Consider the following 16,434-nt stretch of genomic DNA (forward strand, 5'->3'; position numbering starts at 1 on the left):
AATGACCCTGCAATCGTTCGACCCGGCCAGTGGAGAGATCGTCTGGGAAGGCGCGGTCGATGGCCCCGCGCAATGCGGCGCCGCGATCGCGCGCGCCCGCGCCGCCGCGCCGCTCTGGGCGCAAACCCCGCTCGACGAGCGCTTGGCCATCGCCCGCCGCTTTGCCGCCTTGCTGAAGGAGGGACTTGAGCCCTTCGCCCGCCTGATCTCACGCGAGACGGGCAAACAATTGTGGGAGAGCCGGGGCGAGGTCAATGCCATGATCGGCAAGGTCGAAATCTCCATCGCCGCGCAGGCCGAGCGCGCCGGAACGCGCGAACAGGCGATGCCCTTTGGCCGATCCATCCTGCGCCACCGCCCGCATGGGGTGATGGCCGTGCTGGGGCCGTATAATTTCCCCGGCCATCTGCCCAATGGCCATATCGTGCCCGCGCTGATCGCGGGCAATGTGGTGGTGTTCAAGCCCTCGGAGGAAACCCCGGCTGTGGCCGCGCATATGGCGCATTTATGGGCGGAGGCGGGCCTGCCCGGGCATGTGTTCCAGATCCTGCAAGGGCGGCGCGAAACGGGCGCGGCGCTCATCTCGGAAAACATCGACGGGCTGCTTTTCACCGGATCGGCGCAGGCAGGGCGCGCCTTCCGCCATGCCTTTGCCGACCGGCCCCATGTCATTGTGGCGCTGGAACTGGGCGGCAACAATCCGCTGGTGGCATGGGATGGCGATCCCGAAGCCGTCGCCTCTCTGGTCAGCCATTCGGCCTTTATCACCACCGGCCAGCGCTGCTCCTGCGCGCGCCGTCTGATCCTGCCGATCGGGAAGGCAGGCGACCGGATGCTGGAGGCCGTGCTGGCCCAGGCGGCGGCGCTGCCGGTGGGCGCGTGGGACGAGGGCGAACGGTTTATGGGGCCACTGATTTCCGCCAAGGCGGCGGAGCGGGCGTATGACGCAATGCAGGCCTTGAAAGGACGAATATTGCTGTCCCCGGCCCTCCCGCGTGAGGGAAACCGCGCCTTCATGAGCGCCGCCGTGATTGATGTCACGGGCAGCACCGTGCCCGATGAGGAAATCTTTGCCCCCGTCCTGCAGGTCATACGCGTGCCCGATTTCGACGCAGCCATCGCGGCGGCCAACAACACCGCCTTTGGCCTGTCGGCGGGATTGATCGCGCAAGACCCGGGCCTGTGGGATCATTTTGCCGTCCACATCCGCGCGGGCGTGGTCAACTGGAACCGGCCAACCACAGGGGCTGCCTCGGCCATGCCCTTTGGCGGATTGGGCGAATCGGGCAATCACCGCCCCAGCGCCGCCTATGCCGCTGATTACTGCGCCTATCCCGCCGCCAGCTTCGAGGCGACCGGCATCGAGCGCCTGCCCATCGCCGGGCTGACCCGATGACGCCGACCGAGCGCGCCGTGGTCGAGCAGGCGATGGCAGCCCCCATGCTCGATCATGTCCTGCGCTGGGCCGCGATCAACAGCGGCAGCGGCAATATGGACGGGCTGGCTGCAATGGCGGGTGAACTGGCCGATGCCTGCGCGGGGTTGCCGGGGCGGCTCGATCTGCTCGATTCCGCGCCGGTAACGCGGATCGACGCACAGGGCCTTGAACGCGAGGTGGCCCATGGCCGCAACCTGCTCTTGACCGTGCGCCCGGATGCCCCGGTCCAGATCCTGCTGACCGGCCATATGGACACGGTATTTGCCCCCGATCACCCGTTTCAGACCTGCCAATGGCTCTCGCCTGACGTTCTGAACGGGCCGGGGGTGGCGGATATGAAGGGCGGGCTGGCCGTGATGATCGCCGCCCTGCGCGCCTTTGAAACCGCGCCCGATTGCGCTAGGCTGGGCTATCAGGTCGTGTTCAACAGCGACGAGGAGGTAGGTTCGCCCGGTTCGGCGCCGCTGCTGGCCCGCGCGGCGGCGGGCAAGCAGGCGGCGCTTACCTATGAACCCTCCGCCCTGCCCGATGGCACGCTGGCGGGCGCGCGGCCGGGCAGCGGAAATTTCTCGCTCATCATCACCGGGCGCAGCGCCCATGCCGGGCGCAATCCGCAGGACGGGCGCAATGCCGTGGTCGCCGCGGCCGATCTGGCGCTGCGGCTGACGGGGCTGGCGGGGCCGGGCCTCCTGATCAATTGCGCGCGGATCGAGGGCGGCGGGCCGAACAATGTCGTGCCCGATCACGCCGTGCTGCGCGTCAATATCCGCCCGCGCACGTCGCAGGACGAGGCGAAGGCCGCGCAGGCGCTTGATACCATCATCGAGCAGGTTTCGGCCGCGCATGATCTGCATATTCACCGCCACGGCAACTTTGCCCGCCCGCCCAAACCGATCACGGCGCGGGGGCAGAGGCTGCTCGAACTGGTGCGCGATTGCGGGCGGATGCTGGGTCAGGAGATTGGCTGGCAGGACAGCGGCGGGGTTTGCGACGGCAACAATATCGCCGCCTGCGGGGTGCCGGTTGTCGATACGATGGGCGTGCGCGGGGGCGCGATCCATTCGGCGCAGGAATACCTGATCGCCGACAGTCTGGGCGAGCGGGCAGCCTTGAGCGCGCTTCTGCTCTACCGTCTCGCCCGCGACGGGCTTTAGGGCAGATCCGCCATCGCGGCATAAAGCGCAAAGGGATCAAGCACGGCCCGCCCCAGCGCGGCCTCAAAGGCGGCCTGCGCGCCCTGCTGCCCATAGGCATCATGATGCTGCGCGCCCAGATTGGACTGGAAAATACCCGCCGCGCTGACCGGCAGGAAATCCTCGTAGGTCAATGGCTCGAGCGCGAGCGAGCCATCAGGGGCGGTCACGCGGCGGACGTAGATCAATTCCTGCGCAACCAGCGCCTCCATATCATCGGGGAAATCGGCAAAGGCCTGCGCCAGCCTTTGCTCATAGGGCATGCCTGCCGGGCCGGCCTGCGCGCGCGCCAACAGCCGGTCATAAAGCGCCCGCCCCTTGGGCGTCAGCGCTGCCCCGCGTTGCTCGATCTCGCCAAAGCGGGCGGTGTGGCGGCCCGGCGCGCCCTCCTCACCCGCAAACCGCACGCTCTCGCTCAGCGCCTTGAAACTGGTCTGGCGCAACAGGATCGGGACGGCGCGCCACGGCGGTCCTTCGATCACCTCCTTGGCATCAATCCCCTGCGCCAGCATCGCGGCCTGCGCCGCGTCAATGTCCAGCGTGCGCGGCGTCAGATGGTTGATATGCGGCCCGCGAAAGGCCACCACATCGGCCACCAGACGATGGCTGGCCAGCAGCCGATCATAGGTGGCGCGATCAACCAGCGTATCCTCATGCCAGCGGAAGGTTTCGAGCAGGCCCGCGACAAAGGCGTCCGCCTGAGCCTCGTCCAGACCGCCCTGTTCGTCATGTCGCGCAATCAGCGCCAGCGTTTCAGTGCGAAATATCTGCCGCGCGGCCAGCAAAGCCGCCGCCTCCTCGCGCAACGCCGGGTCGGCAATCAGTTCAAGCCGGAGCAGCGAGCAGAACACACGAAACGGATTGCGCGCCAGCGCCTCGGGGGCAACCGGGCGGAAAGCAGTGGAATGCACCGGCACCCCGGCGGGGGCCAGATCGTAATAGCCCACCGGCTCCATACCCATGACGGCAAAGGCCCGGCCCATCATCGCCAATTCGGCCGCCGTGCCCACCCGGATCGCGCCATGCCTTTCGATTTCCACCCGGGCGGGCGGGGCGTCGGCGACCCTGGCATTGACCTGCGCGACAATGGCCAACAGGTCGCCGTAGAGCGGCACCTCGGCACGATACATCGAGGACAGCGCCGCGCAGAACCGGTCGCGAAGGACGCAGGGATCGACATATCGGGTCGTCATGGGTCGTTTCCTCTCTTTTTCGCAACCCTATATCAGGGTTGCCCCGGCTTGGCACTCACCCCGATTTCGGCCTGCAGCCATTCGCTGAAGCGCCGGATCTTTGGCGTGCGGCGGCGGTGTTCGGGATAGACGATCCAATAGGCCGCGCCCAGACTGGACACTTGGGGGAAGAGCTGGACGAGGCGGCGGTCCGCCATATCCTGCTGCCAGAAAAACGGGGTGAGCATCGCGACGCCTTGGCCCGCCATCGCGGCATGGCCTTCGTTCGCCTGCGAATCCATGCGCACGCCCTGCAGGGCCGCCTCGCCCGGCTGCATCAATCCGGCCTCTTGCAACCAACAGGTCCACGATGGATCATGCGGGCTGATAAGCGGAAGGCGCAGCAGGTCGCCGGGCCTTATCCGGCCGCCCTGAGCCGCCAGAAAGCCGGGGCTGCACATAGGCGTAAAATCCTGTTCGATCAGCCGGTGTGTGGCCAGATCGGGCCATGAGCCACGCCCCAGCCGCACCGCCACATCCACCCCGTCGCCCGCCAGATCGGCCAGCCCCTCCTGCATCATCAGGCGTACGGCCATATCGGGATAGCGCATCTGAAACCGCCCGATCCGCCATGCCAGCCACGCATTGGCAAAGGTGGGCGTAGTTGAAATCGTCAGCGTGCTGTCATCATCGACGCGCATTTCGGCAAAGGCGGCCTCGATCATGTCCAGCCCCTTGCCGATGCGCGAGGCCACGCGACGGGCCGTATCGGTCAGCACCACACGCTGGCGTTCGCGCCGAAACAGTTGCTGACCCAGATAGGTTTCGAGCAGGCGGATCTGATGGCTGACGGCGGCCTGCGTCATGCCCAGTTCGCGCGCTGCGGCGGTGAAATTTTCATGCCGCGCCGCCGCTTCAAACACGCGAACGGCGGCCAGAGGTGGGATCTTGCGCATACGACATCATAAGCACAGCTAATGATGTCTGTCGATCATTTGGTTGGCCGGAACGGCCCGCACATGGCAAATCGGCATCACACTTTCCAAGGACAAAGCCATGCAACCTGCATCCATGCCCTGCGCAGACCGGGGCAATTCCCTCTCCCTGCTCCCTTGGCAGAGCCTGTGGCGGGCCATGTTGCGCGTCTCGGCGGTGCATGTCCGTATCGCCTATGCCGCCCCGTGGCAGCGCATCGACTGATAGGCTGGCCTTATCGGCTTGCGCGGAGCAGGGCCGGCATGGCCCAGCCCAGCGCCAGCGCGCGATAGGCATAGCTGGCCAAGAGCGCGAGCCAGATCCCTGCGGCGCCCAGCGGCTTTACGGCAAAATCGGTGAGCAAATAGAGGCCAAGCGCCACCACCGCCGCATTGCGCAAAACGGCCCCGGCCACCGCGCCGATGAAAATACCGTCCAGCAGCCAACTGGCCACCCCCACCAGAGGCACCGCCGCGCAATAGGGCAGCATGGCATGAGCCTGCGCCCGGATGGCCGCATCATGGGTGAGAAAGGCGATGGCCGCATCGCCAAGCACGAGAATGGCGAGGGAAAACAACAAAGCCCCGCCCAACGAAAACTCGCCCGTCAAACGGATGGCGCGCAGCAGGCTGCTGCGCGAGCGCGCGCCGATGGCCGCCCCCACCCGCGCCTCGGCGGTAAAGGCGAAACCGTCGAGGACGAAGGCGCTGATGCTGACCATTTGCATCAGCACATGATTGGCCGCCAGCGGCACCGGCCCCAGCGCGGCGGCCGAACGGGTGAACCATGTAAAGATCGCCAGCAGCGCCAGCGTGCGCACCATAATATCAGCATTCACCACGATCAGCCGCGCCGCCGCCGCCCTGTCCAGCAAACGCGCCCGGCCGATCGAGCGCAATTGATCCCGCCACTCCGGCCCCAGCACAAGGGCAATCGCCACCATCCCGCCCAGCAAGGCGCTGTATTCGGCCAGCGTTGTGCCCAGCCCCACGCCCCGCGCGCCCATGCCCAGCGCGCCGACAAAGAGCAGATCGAGGCCGATATTGATCCCGTTCATCACCGTCTGCACGCCCAGCGCCAGTCGCGTCCGGCCAAGGCCCAGCAGCCAGCCATTGATCGCATAGAAACTCAGCGCCGCCGGCGCGCCGATAAACCGCATGGTCAGAAAGTCATGCGCGGCATCCCCCACTCCATCGGGCGCCGCCATCAGACGCAGCCCAAGCGGCACGATCCCCGGCGACAGCACCAGTAGACCCACCCCCAATCCCAGCCCCAGAGCCAGCGAACGCAGGATAGTGGCGCAAATTTCCGGCTCATCGCCTGCGCCATGCGCCTGCGCGGTAATGCCGGTCACGCCCATCCGCAAAAAGCCAAAGCTCCAGAACACAAGGTTCAGGATCGTCGTGCCCAGCGCCACCCCGGCCAGATTGCGCCCATCGCTGAGCCGACCGATCACCGCGACATCGACCACGCTGACCAGCGGCACCAGTGCCTGACCCAGAATGATCGGCCATGCCTGCGCGAAAATGGCGCGGCGCGAAATGCCTGCCTCAGCCAAGGGGCAACGCCGTGGTATATTTCGTCATCGACAGCGCGAAATGCGAGGCCGCTGCCCCTACGGCGGGATGTTCAAGCAAGGTATGCATCAGAAATTTCTCGTAGTCGGCCACATCGGCCACGACAATGCGCAAGAGGTAATCCCATTCGCCCGACATGGAAAAGCATTCGACGACCTCTGGCCGGGCGCGCACGAATTCCTCAAAGGGCCTGCGCCCTTCCTGCGCGTGATGGCGCACGCGAATGTTGCAGAACACATTGACCCCGCGCCCGATCATGTGCGGATCGACCAGCCGGACCGTGGCGCTCAGCACCCCGGCCGCCTCCAGCGCCTTGATGCGGCGCCAGCACGAAGCGGCCGATGTGCCGACCCGCTCGCCCAATTCGGCATGGCTGAGCGCGCCGTTCTCCTGCAGGGCCTGAACGATTCGCCGGTCGATAGGGTCAAGGTGATATTCCTGTTTCATAGATCACCGATCCCTTGAATTTCTGTTTCAGGATTGGCGCAAAGTGACCAGCTTTTGAAACGCAATCAAGCCCGTTTCATGCGATGATCTGCCCATGCCCCATTTCACCGCCGTCAGGCCGCCCGAAGCCGCCCCCGACTGGACCGTTCCGCAGGAATGGGGGCAATACAGCGCGCAGGAACACGGCGTCTGGGATCACCTGTTTGCGCGGCAATCGCGGCTGCTGCCGGGGCGGGTGGCCCCTGCCTTTCTTGAAGGGCTCGACATTCTGCGCCTTTCCAAACCGGGCATTCCCGATTTTGCCGAACTCAACGCCCGGTTGATGGACGCCACCGGATGGCAGGTGGTGGCGGTGCCGGGGCTGGTGCCCGATGCGGTGTTTTTCGACCATCTGGCCAATCGCCGCTTTGTCGCGGGACGCTTCATCCGCAAGCCCGACCAGATCGACTATCTGGAAGAACCCGACATTTTTCATGACGTGTTTGGCCATGTCCCGCTGCTCGCCAACCCCGTCTTTGCCGATTACATGCAGGCCTATGGTCGGGGCGGCCAGCGTGCGGGCGAATTGGGCGCGATTGAAAGGCTGGCTCGGCTTTACTGGTACACCGTGGAATTCGGGCTGATCCGCGGGAAACAGGGTCTGCAAATCTATGGCGCGGGCATTGTTTCCTCCTTCAGCGAAACGCTCTTTGCGCTGAAGGATCCCTCTCCCAACCGGCTTGGCTTTGATCTGGGCCGGGTGATGCGCACGCGCTATCGCATCGACGATTTTCAGCAGACCTACTTCGTGATCGACAGTTTCGAGGATCTGTTGCGCCAGAGCCTTGAGACGGATTTCGCCCCGCTCTATCGCGCCCTGGATGGGTCGTCCGATCTGGGCGTCGCCGATGTTTTGGACAGCGACCGGGTGGATCATCGCGGCACCCAGGCCTATGCCCTTGCCAAAGCGCACCGACAGGGAGACCGGACCCCGTGAAGATGATGACCGAACAAGCCATTATAGACGCCCTGACCGCCTTGCCCGGCTGGGATTACGACGCCCCGCGCAAGGCGATCCACCGCCGCATCGTCCTCAAGGATTTTCCGCAAGCGATGGCGCTGATGGTGCGGATCGGGATGGAGGCCGAAAAGCGCGACCACCATCCCGAATGGACCAATGTTTACAACCGGCTCGACATCTGGCTGACCACGCATGATGCGGGCGGAGTTTCCCGGCGCGATATCGAACTGGCCGCATGGATCAATGCGGTGGTCTGACCCCGGCATGATCCGCCGCATGCCTTATTCCGGCGCGTGGGGCAGGACGAAGGAAAGCGAGGAGCGATACTCGCTATGGTCAGCCTTTTTCGCGTCATCGGCGGGGCCGACATAGATCGCCATCAGCACATTGATGCCCTGATTGCGCAGCTTGATCGTGGCCGTGCCGTCGGGGCCGGTCTTGACGCCCTCCTCATCGGGATCGTTGACGTAATCGGACATGATCGTCACACCCGCCATCGGCTTGCCCTTGTACATGGCGCACACGGTGAAGGGTTCGCCCATCTTTTGCGGGATCGCCACCGTCGCAGGCACCAGTTGCAGCGTATGCCCCTCGATCAGCGGCACCGGCTTTGTCGGCATCTGCGTCAGGTGGACGGCGTATTTCCAGTTATGCTCGGCCAGCGTGGCATTGGGCACCTCGTCACGGCCCTTGTTGTGCCATTCGCCATCGGGAGTCCGGGTCCACAGGCCATAATCCATTGCGGCGGCCACAATGGCCACCGGCACGTTGCTGTCTACCACCGGCACGATGCCCGCCGTGCGCAGGGAAACCTTGACCGGCGCCCCCAGCGCGTCAAAACCCTTGACCGCATTGATCATCGGCAAACGCTTGACCGCATCGAGATCATCGGCCCCCACGCCATAGATCAGCGCCAGTTGCCGCGCCCTTTGCGCAAACCAGATGCCATGAGCATCGGCCACCGGGGCCAGCGCGGTCAATGCCACCATCAGCCCCACCCCCAACAGGAGCTTGCGACCCGGCATTATGCGAGAGGTAATCATTGTCACGAACTCCCCGTTTGCGGCAGTTTCAGGCGCATGGGCCCGTTGCAGGGAACAGATTATGGACAGATGGGCGGACCGTCTGCCGAATTTGCCCGCACCACAGAATGCGGTCACAAATTTGCCATCCGGGGCGGCATATAAAACCGATGCCCAAACCGGAAGAAAGCGCGGCCTTGCGCCGATGACCGCGCGCGCCGCTTTTTGTGACCTGAGACATTTAGGCAAATTGCCACGCCGCTGCATCCGGCCCATCAGGCGAACCTATGGCAGCAATGCGCATCCTGATTCGCGACAGGCGTTGGCTGGCGATCACTTTGATCGTGCTGGCCTTATCCCTGCGTGCGCTGGTTCCGCAGGGTTATATGCCGGTTGCCCAAGGGCGGGTGCTGACGGTGCAGATCTGCGCCGATGCCACGGGCATTGCGCATCAGCGCCAGATCATCCTGCCCGGACGACCCGCTGCCCCCGCCGACGATCGCACCGATCATCCCGCCTGCGCCTTCGCCGGACATGCCGTGCCGATGCTGGGCGGCGCCGATCCGGTCCTGCTGGCGGCGGCTTTGGTATTTATCCTGTTGGTCGGGATGGCGCCGGTCGTCCCGGCGCCGCGCCTGCGCGCGCAAAGGCTGCGCCCTCCCCTGCGCGCGCCGCCCCTTCATCCCTGAATTTATAATGCACAACGGCCCGGCGCGCTGATCGCGCGGGCTGCACTTCCTACGCGGCCGCCGCGCAAGCCGCCGGACGGCCGCGCCAAATGAACAGGGATATCCATGAAGACCACTCCTCTGGCGCTGGCGTTGATCGCCGGTGCCTCCTCGCCTGCGCTTGCCCAACATAGCGCCAATATGCTGCCTCCGGTCGATGTAGAGACCAACGCCGCCGACGATGCGGCCCAAACCACCACCATGACCATCACCGGCCAGACCCTGCGCCGACTGGCCCCGGCAAGCAGCGATGTGGGGGCGATCATCACGCGCCTGCCCGGCCTTGCGGGCAATACGGGCGGCGGCTTTTCCACCATGCCCGCGATCCGGGGCCTGAGCGAACAGCGCCTGATCGTTCTGGTCGACGGTCACCCGATCGACAGCGCCTGCCCCAACGACATGAACCCGCCGCTCAGCTATACCGACCCGCAAACCGCAGGCGCTATTGATGTCATCACCGGCGTCTCGCCGGTAAGCGCGGGCGGCGATGCCATCGGCGGGGTGATTTCCGTCAAAAGCCCAGCGCCGCGTTTCTCGACCAACGGCCGCCTGCTGATCACCGGCGAGGGGCAGGCCTATTACCGCAGCAATGACGGCGGCTTTGGCTCGGGCCTGACACTGACCATGGCGGGCAGGCAGATTTCGGCGACCTACAGCGGCAGCTATGCCAAGGCGCAGAACTATCACGCCGGGGGCGATCTGGGCGTGGTCCATGCCACGCAATATGCCAAGACCGACCACAAGCTGGCGCTGGCCTATCAGGGCGCCATCGGGCTGATCGAACTGGCCGGGGGCTATCACCATTCGGCCTATGAAGGCTTTCCCAATCAGTTCATGGACATGACCGGGAACAATTCATGGTTCCTCAACACCCACTATCTGGGCAGCTTCGACTGGGGGACGGTGGACCTGAAGGCGGATTATCGCGCCACCGATCATCAGATGAACTTCCTGGCCGACAAGGGCGGCACGGCCGACGGCGGCATGCCGATGAACACGCGGGTGCGCTCGGGCGGCTACACGCTGGCGGTGGATCTGCCCTTGGCGCCGGGCGCCACGCTGCGCATGGGCAGTGAATATCGCCACCAGCGCCTTGATGACTGGTGGCCCCCGGTGGCGGGCAGCATGATGATGGGGCCCAACACCTATCTCAACGTCAACAACGGACGACGCGAGCGCATCGCCGCCTATGTCGAGGCGCAAAAGCGCTGGGGCGAGACATTTTCCCTGACGGCGGGCGGGCGCTATGACCGGGTCAATATGAACACCGGCGCGGTCGCGCCCTATTCCACCGGCATGATGAGCATGGCCGATGCCATGGCCGCCGCCGCCTTCAACGCCGCCGACCATCGCCGCCGTTTCAACAATTGGAGCGCCTCGCTGATCGGGCATTACACGCCGATGCAGGGCCTCGCATTCGACCTTGGCTATGCCCACAAGACCCGCGCGCCCAATATCTATGAACTCTACACATGGGGCCAGGGGGCGATGTCGAGCCAGATGATCGGCTGGTATGGTGACGGCAACGGCTATTTCGGCAATCTTGCCCTGAGGCCCGAGCGGGCCGACACGATCAGCGGATCCGCCACCCTTTCAGGCGGCGGCAAACAGGGCTGGTTCGTCAAGGTGGCGCCCTATTACACCCATGTGAACGATTATATCGACGCGCGCCGGATCAAGGTGTTGAGCAATATGATGGGCATGCCCGGCCCCTTTGCGCAATTGCAGTTTGCCAATACAGAGGCCGAGTTTTACGGGCTCGACCTGTCCGGCGCGGCCACGGTCTGGAACGGCGGCGACCATGGCCAGACGCGCTTGTCGGCCACGCTGTCATGGGTGCATGGCCAGAACCTGAGCGCCCAAACGCCGCTCTATCACCAGATGCCGCTCAACATTCTGGCCAACATCGAACATCGGATCGGCGGGTTGAGCGCGGCGGTCGAGGTCAACTGGGTGGACCGCAAGAGCCGGATCGACCCGGCGCGCAACGAGCCGCTAACGCAGGCCTATGCGCTGGTCCATCTGCGCAGCGCCTATGAATGGCACCAATGGCGGCTGAGCCTTGATGTCGAGAATCTGTTCGACAAGGGCTATGCGCTGCCGTTGGGCGGCATGGCGCTGGGCGATTACAGTGCGAGCGGCGGCGCGGTGCTGCGCCCTGTCTCCGGGCGCGGGCGGTCGGTCAATGTCGGTCTCTCGCGGCGGTTCTAAGGTCATGGGGATAGGGGCGCCCTCTCGCTATGGCGCCGCGGGGCGCCCCTTGCGCGAGAGGGTGGCCGGGGCGGGCGCTTCGGTGCTGGTCCATGGACTCGCGCTGGGGGCCGCGCTGGCCTTCAGCGGCATCCCCAGCCCGCATCCGCAGCGGCAGGCGAATGTCACCACCATGACCTTCGCCGCGCCTGCGCCCCGGTCATCGGGGCGCAGGCGCGCACCGCGCCCCGCCACCCTGCACCAGCGGCAAGCCAATCCCCCGGCGCCAATCATGTCGGCCGCCTCCGGCATGCTTGCGACAGCATCGCCGCCCGTTGCTGCTTCAACCAACCTGTCCGCGCGCCCCGCCCCGCCCATGGCGGCACCCATCCCCGCCGTGCAGCAGAGCAAGCCCGATCTCGCCGCGCAAAGGAGCACCTATCTGCATCGTCTGTGGTTGCGGATCATGGCATGCCGTCCGGGCGGGCTGGGGCTGGCCGGCATCGTGCGGCTGGCCTTCCGGGTGGATGGCCATGGCGCCCTGACCCATGCGCAGGTCATCGGCCCCAGCGGCATGATCCTGCTCGACCGCGCCGCTTTGCAGGCGCTGCGCCGGGCGGCACCGTTTCCCGCCCCGCCCGAGGATATGCCGGTTGATGACGAGGATTTTGAAGTGGAGATCCGGTTTGGCTGATGCGCAATCAGACCTTGCCCGCGTATCGGTCGGTGGCGCGGATCAGTTGGTCCAGAATGCCAAGCTCGCTGTAGGCATGGCCCGCCCCCTCGATCAGGTGGAAATCGGCCTCCGGCCATGCCTTGTGCAGCGCCCATGCGTAATGCGCCGGGCAAGGCATGTCATAGCGGCCATGGACGATGGTGCCGGGGATAGCCCGCAACCTGTCGGCATCGCGCAGCAATTGCCCCGGCTCCAGCCAGCAGTCATGGACGAAATAATGCGTTTCCAGCCGCGCAAAGGCCAGCGCGAAATGGCCATCGTCATGCTGGGCCGTCATGGCCGGATCGGGCAGCAGCGTAATCGTCTCGCCTTCATACAGGCTCCATGCCCGCGCCGCCGCGATCTGCTCCTCACGCGTGCCTGTGGTTAATCGGCGATGATAGGAATGCAGCACATTCTCCCGCTCCGCCGGGGAGAGCGGGGCGACAAGACGCTCATATTTGTCGGGAAACATCTGCGAGACGCCAAACTGATAGAACCAGTCCAGTTCGGGCCGCGAACACATGTAGATGCCGCGCAGGATCAATTCGCTGACCCGCTGCGGGTGCTTCTGCGCGTAGGCCAGCGCCAGCGTCGAGCCCCATGATCCGCCGAACACCAGCCATTGCTCTGCCCCCACCATTTCACGCAGGCGTTCGATATCGGCCACCAGATGCCATGTCGTGTTCGCCTCCAGCCCGGCATGGGGCGTTGAACGGCCGCTGCCGCGCTGGTCGAACAGGACGACATCGTAAAGCGCCGGATCGAACAATTGGCGATGCGCGGGGCCGATGCCCCCGCCCGGCCCGCCATGCAGAAACACCGCCGGTTTGGCCCCCGGCGTGCCGCAGCGTTCGTAATAGATGGCGTGGCCCTCGCCGGTGTCGAGCATACCGGAGGCATAGGGTTCGATGGGAGCATACAAGTTGCGCAGCATCGCGCCATTGTGCGGGATGAAGGCGGCAATGAAAAGAGCCTAACGCCGGTCGATGCGCTAATCATTTGGCATCGCTCGCCATTTGCGTTAAGCCCGCTCCTGATCGCGCCGGTGCCCGCCAAACGGGCTTAATCGGGAATGCGGTGCGGGGGGCTGGCCCTCCCAAATCCGCGGCTGTCCCTGCAACTGTAAGCGGATAGCGCGATGCACATGTGCCCTTGCCAAGGGCCAGCCACTGGGCCGGACGCTAAATCCTGCGAGGTCTGGGAAGGCGTGCATCAAGCTGTGACCCGCAAGCCAGGAGACCTGCCGGCGTCTGGTCGCTCTTGCCCTGGCCCAGGGGATGGCCGCGGCACGGTGTACTCCGTCTGAGCGACGCATGAGCGGCCGGGGCCGCAACGGATACGTGCGCGGGCCGCTCTTGGCGTCCGGCCTGCTCGCGTGCCGCCCGTTTGCGCGGGTCTGCCCCGGCCCTGTCGCAAGGCGCCGGAGGACGTGCATACCGTGTTTTCCTATTCCAAACCATCGCTGCGCCGCCGGATCGGAGCGCTGCTCGTCGCGCTGATCGCGGCCAATATCGCCATCTGGGGCTGGGCCTTTGCCCTGTTTCATGACCAACCGCTGATGCTGGGCACGGCTCTGCTGGCATGGGGGCTGGGGCTGCGCCATGCGGTGGATGCCGATCATATCGCGGCCATCGACAATGTGACGCGCAAGCTGATGCAGGATGGCCAGCGTCCGGTCACGGTGGGCTTCTGGTTCGCGCTGGGCCATTCGGGGATCATCGCCATCGCCTCGGTCGGCATCGCCCTGACAGCCAGCGCTCTGGCCCGGTTTGGCGCGTTCAAGGAAATTGGCGGGGTGATCGCCACGGTGATCTCGGCGCTGTTCCTCTTCACCATCGCGGGCATGAACCTTGCCATCCTGCGCTCGGTCTGGCGCAGCTTTGCCCATGTTCGCGCGGGCGGGGCCTATAGTGAAGGCGATCTCGACCTGCTGACCGGATCGCGCGGGCCGCTCTCGCGCCTGTTCGCCCCCATGTTCCGGCTGGTCGGCAAGAGCTGGCATATGGCCCCGCTGGGCTTCCTCTTCGGCCTTGGTTTTGACACAGCCACCGAGGTCGCCATTTTGGGCATGTCGGCCAATCAGGCGGCCAATGGCCTATCGCTCGCCACGGTGCTGGTGCTGCCCGCGCTGTTTGCCGCGGGGATGGCGCTGATCGACACGGCCGATGGGGTGGTGATGCTGGGGGCCTATGAATGGGCTTTCGTCAAACCGATCCGCAAACTCTATTACAACATCACCATCACGCTGGTCTCGGCCATCGTCGCCATCGTCATCGGCGGGATCGAAACGCTGGCGCTTATCGGGGGCAAGCTGGGGCTGACGAGCTGGCCATGGCGGATCGCCGCGCGTTTGGGCGAAAATTTCAACAGTCTGGGCTTTGCCATCATCGCCCTGTTCGTCCTGTGCTGGATCATCAGTTTCGCCATCTATCGCTGGAAAGGCTTTGATCAAATCGAGGTTTCGTAAACACACCAATTGCTTTTCGCACCATGTGGTTTAGAGAAATAGGGGAAGGCACGGGGCAACCCGGCTTTCAATGATCGCGCCGGTGCCCGTAAATGGGCTTAATCGGGAATGCGGTGCGGGGGGCTGGCCCTCCCAAATCCGCGGCTGTCCCTGCAACTGTGAGCGGATAGCGCGATGCACATGTCCCCCCTTCCATCCCTTGGGGGGCGGCCACTGGGCCTGACGGTCTGGGAAGGCGTGCATCAAGCTGTGACCCGCGAGCCAGGAGACCTGCCGGCGCACCGGTCGCTCTTGCCTTGATCCAGGGAGTGGTCACGGCACGGTTCTTCTCCGTCTGAGCGGCGAACTGTGTGGCTGGGGCCGCACGGGTTGCGTGGTCACGGGTGCCTTGTCGCGCCCGCCCGTTGTCGCGCGCCGGCCGGATTGTTCCGGTATGCCCCGCCCTGCCCTGCTCCGGCGCGCGGGAGAAGTACCAGTGCCTGACCTGTCCAAGGTTCCCGTCACTATCGTCACCGGCTTTCTGGGTGCGGGAAAAACCACGCTGATCAGCCATTTGATCCGCAATGCTGGCGGACGCAGGCTGGCCGTGGTGGTCAATGAATTCGGCACGCTGGGGGTGGATGGCGATATTCTGCAATCCTGCGCCATTCCCGATTGTCCGGCCGACAATATCGTCGAACTGGCCAATGGCTGCATCTGCTGCACGGTGGCCGATGATTTCATCCCCACCGTCGAGCGCCTGCTGGCGCTGAATCCGCGCCCTGATCATATCCTGATCGAAACCTCCGGCCTTGCCCTGCCCAAGCCGCTGCTCAAGGCTTTTGACTGGCCCGCGATCCGCAGCCGGATCACGGTCGACGGCGTGCTGGCGCTGGCCGATGCAGAGGCGGTGGCGGCGGGGCGCTTTGCCCCCGATCCCATCGCCATCGCGGCCCAGCGCGCCGCCGATCCGGGCGTGGACCATGAAACCCCGCTGGCCGAAGTGTTCGAGGACCAACTGGCCTGCGCCGACATGGTGCTGTTGACCAAGGTGGACCTTGCCGGGCCGGCGCAGGTGCTGGCGGCCCGCGCGGTCATTGCGGCGCAAACTTCGCGCCCCATCCTCGAACTGGCCGATGGGGTGATTGATCCGCGCGTCATCCTCGGCCTTGACGCGGCCGCCGAGGACGACATTGCCGCCCGCCCCTCGCACCATGATGGCGAGGACGATCATGAGCATGATGATTTCGACAGCACGGTGGTCACCCTGCCGGAAATCACCGACCCTGCCGAACTGGCCGCGCGCATCGTCCTGTTGGCCGAAACGGACCGCGTCCTGCGCGTCAAGGGATATGCCGCCGTGGCGGGCAAGCCGATGCGCCTGCTGGTGCAGGCCGTGGGCGCGCGGGTGCGCTATCATTACGACCGCCCATGGCGCGCGGGCGAAACGCGCCAGACCACGCTGGTCGCCATTGCCGAGCGCGCAGACATTGACGCCGCCGCCATCAGGGCCACGCTGGCGGGCTGA

At 65.3% G+C, this 16,434-nt stretch carries 16 protein-coding genes and 2 riboswitches; of the genes, 10 read left to right on the forward strand and 6 right to left on the reverse strand.

What is annotated here, in order from left to right:
• Position 1: 1 nt before the first annotated feature.
• Entirely contained in the window at positions 2-1,396 is a 1,395-nt protein-coding gene (astD, locus tag PQ467_RS21195; protein ID WP_274176457.1) for a succinylglutamate-semialdehyde dehydrogenase, read from the forward strand.
• Entirely contained in the window at positions 1,393-2,592 is a 1,200-nt protein-coding gene (locus tag PQ467_RS21200) for a hydrolase (RefSeq protein ID WP_274176458.1), read from the forward strand. The genes astD and PQ467_RS21200 overlap by 4 nt, the downstream gene beginning before the upstream one ends.
• On the opposite strand, the gene PQ467_RS21205 is transcribed toward PQ467_RS21200, so the two are convergent.
• Positions 2,589-3,824 (reverse strand): VOC family protein, encoded by a 1,236-nt coding sequence (locus PQ467_RS21205; RefSeq protein ID WP_274176459.1) that lies wholly within the window; start codon positions 3,822-3,824, stop codon positions 2,589-2,591. The genes PQ467_RS21200 and PQ467_RS21205 overlap by 4 nt on opposite strands.
• A 32-nt stretch (positions 3,825-3,856) precedes the next feature.
• Positions 3,857-4,759, reverse strand: coding sequence for a LysR substrate-binding domain-containing protein (locus PQ467_RS21210; protein ID WP_274176460.1), 903 nt, complete (start codon positions 4,757-4,759; stop codon positions 3,857-3,859).
• 100 nt (positions 4,760-4,859) lie between these two features.
• Between PQ467_RS21210 and PQ467_RS21215 the strand changes: the two genes are divergently transcribed.
• Positions 4,860-5,003, forward strand: coding sequence for a hypothetical protein (locus PQ467_RS21215; RefSeq protein ID WP_274176461.1), 144 nt, complete (start codon positions 4,860-4,862; stop codon positions 5,001-5,003).
• 10 nt (positions 5,004-5,013) lie between these two features.
• Here the strand turns inward: PQ467_RS21215 and PQ467_RS21220 are convergent, their stop codons facing one another.
• Both PQ467_RS21220 and PQ467_RS21225 read right to left on the reverse strand, forming a co-directional pair.
• Entirely contained in the window at positions 5,014-6,336 is a 1,323-nt protein-coding gene (locus PQ467_RS21220; protein ID WP_274176462.1) for an MATE family efflux transporter, read from the reverse strand.
• Entirely contained in the window at positions 6,329-6,802 is a 474-nt protein-coding gene (locus tag PQ467_RS21225) for an Lrp/AsnC family transcriptional regulator (protein ID WP_274176463.1), read from the reverse strand. Before PQ467_RS21225 ends, PQ467_RS21220 begins: the two co-directional genes overlap by 8 nt.
• Positions 6,803-6,896: 94 nt before the next feature.
• On the opposite strand from PQ467_RS21225, the gene phhA reads away from it, so the two are divergent.
• Complete coding sequence (gene phhA / locus PQ467_RS21230) at positions 6,897-7,778, forward strand: phenylalanine 4-monooxygenase (RefSeq protein WP_274176464.1); 882 nt, start codon at positions 6,897-6,899, stop codon at positions 7,776-7,778.
• Positions 7,779-7,783: 5 nt separating this feature from the next.
• Positions 7,784-8,059 carry a 4a-hydroxytetrahydrobiopterin dehydratase gene (locus PQ467_RS21235; RefSeq protein ID WP_274177279.1) on the forward strand — a complete coding sequence of 92 codons (276 nt, stop codon included), beginning with the start codon at positions 7,784-7,786 and terminating at the stop codon, positions 8,057-8,059.
• A gap of 24 nt (positions 8,060-8,083) precedes the next feature.
• Here the strand turns inward: PQ467_RS21235 and PQ467_RS21240 are convergent, their stop codons facing one another.
• Positions 8,084-8,791: a DUF4198 domain-containing protein gene (locus PQ467_RS21240; protein WP_274177280.1), complete on the reverse strand. Its 708-nt coding sequence runs from the start codon at positions 8,789-8,791 to the stop codon at positions 8,084-8,086.
• Between the two features lie 320 nt (positions 8,792-9,111).
• Between PQ467_RS21240 and PQ467_RS21245 the strand changes: the two genes are divergently transcribed.
• The 3 genes from PQ467_RS21245 to PQ467_RS21255 all read left to right on the forward strand — a co-directional run bounded on the left by PQ467_RS21245 (position 9,112) and on the right by PQ467_RS21255 (position 12,436).
• Positions 9,112-9,513, forward strand: a complete 402-nt coding sequence (locus tag PQ467_RS21245) for a hypothetical protein (RefSeq protein ID WP_274176465.1) — start codon at positions 9,112-9,114, stop codon at positions 9,511-9,513.
• A gap of 105 nt (positions 9,514-9,618) precedes the next feature.
• Entirely contained in the window at positions 9,619-11,763 is a 2,145-nt protein-coding gene (locus PQ467_RS21250) for a TonB-dependent receptor (protein ID WP_274176466.1), read from the forward strand.
• 49 nt (positions 11,764-11,812) lie between these two features.
• The gene (locus PQ467_RS21255) at positions 11,813-12,436 is read left to right on the forward strand and encodes a TonB family protein (RefSeq protein ID WP_274176467.1); all 624 of its coding nucleotides are present in this window, start codon (positions 11,813-11,815) and stop codon (positions 12,434-12,436) included.
• Positions 12,437-12,443: 7 nt separating this feature from the next.
• Here PQ467_RS21255 and pip read toward each other — a convergent pair whose 3' ends face one another.
• Positions 12,444-13,394 carry a prolyl aminopeptidase gene (gene pip, locus PQ467_RS21260; protein ID WP_274176468.1) on the reverse strand — a complete coding sequence of 317 codons (951 nt, stop codon included), beginning with the start codon at positions 13,392-13,394 and terminating at the stop codon, positions 12,444-12,446.
• Between the two features lie 92 nt (positions 13,395-13,486).
• Positions 13,487-13,722, forward strand: a riboswitch (cobalamin riboswitch).
• Positions 13,723-13,889: 167 nt separating this feature from the next.
• Between pip and PQ467_RS21265 the strand changes: the two genes are divergently transcribed.
• Positions 13,890-14,927, forward strand: a complete 1,038-nt coding sequence (locus PQ467_RS21265; RefSeq protein ID WP_443193023.1) for a HoxN/HupN/NixA family nickel/cobalt transporter — start codon at positions 13,890-13,892, stop codon at positions 14,925-14,927.
• A 63-nt stretch (positions 14,928-14,990) separates the two neighbouring features.
• Positions 14,991-15,219, forward strand: a riboswitch (cobalamin riboswitch).
• Positions 15,220-15,402: 183 nt separating this feature from the next.
• Positions 15,403-16,434, forward strand: coding sequence for a cobalamin biosynthesis protein CobW (gene cobW, locus PQ467_RS21270; RefSeq protein WP_274176469.1), 1,032 nt, complete (start codon positions 15,403-15,405; stop codon positions 16,432-16,434).

The organism is Novosphingobium sp. KACC 22771 (genome assembly GCF_028736195.1).
Taxonomy (GTDB): Bacteria; Pseudomonadota; Alphaproteobacteria; order Sphingomonadales; family Sphingomonadaceae; genus Novosphingobium.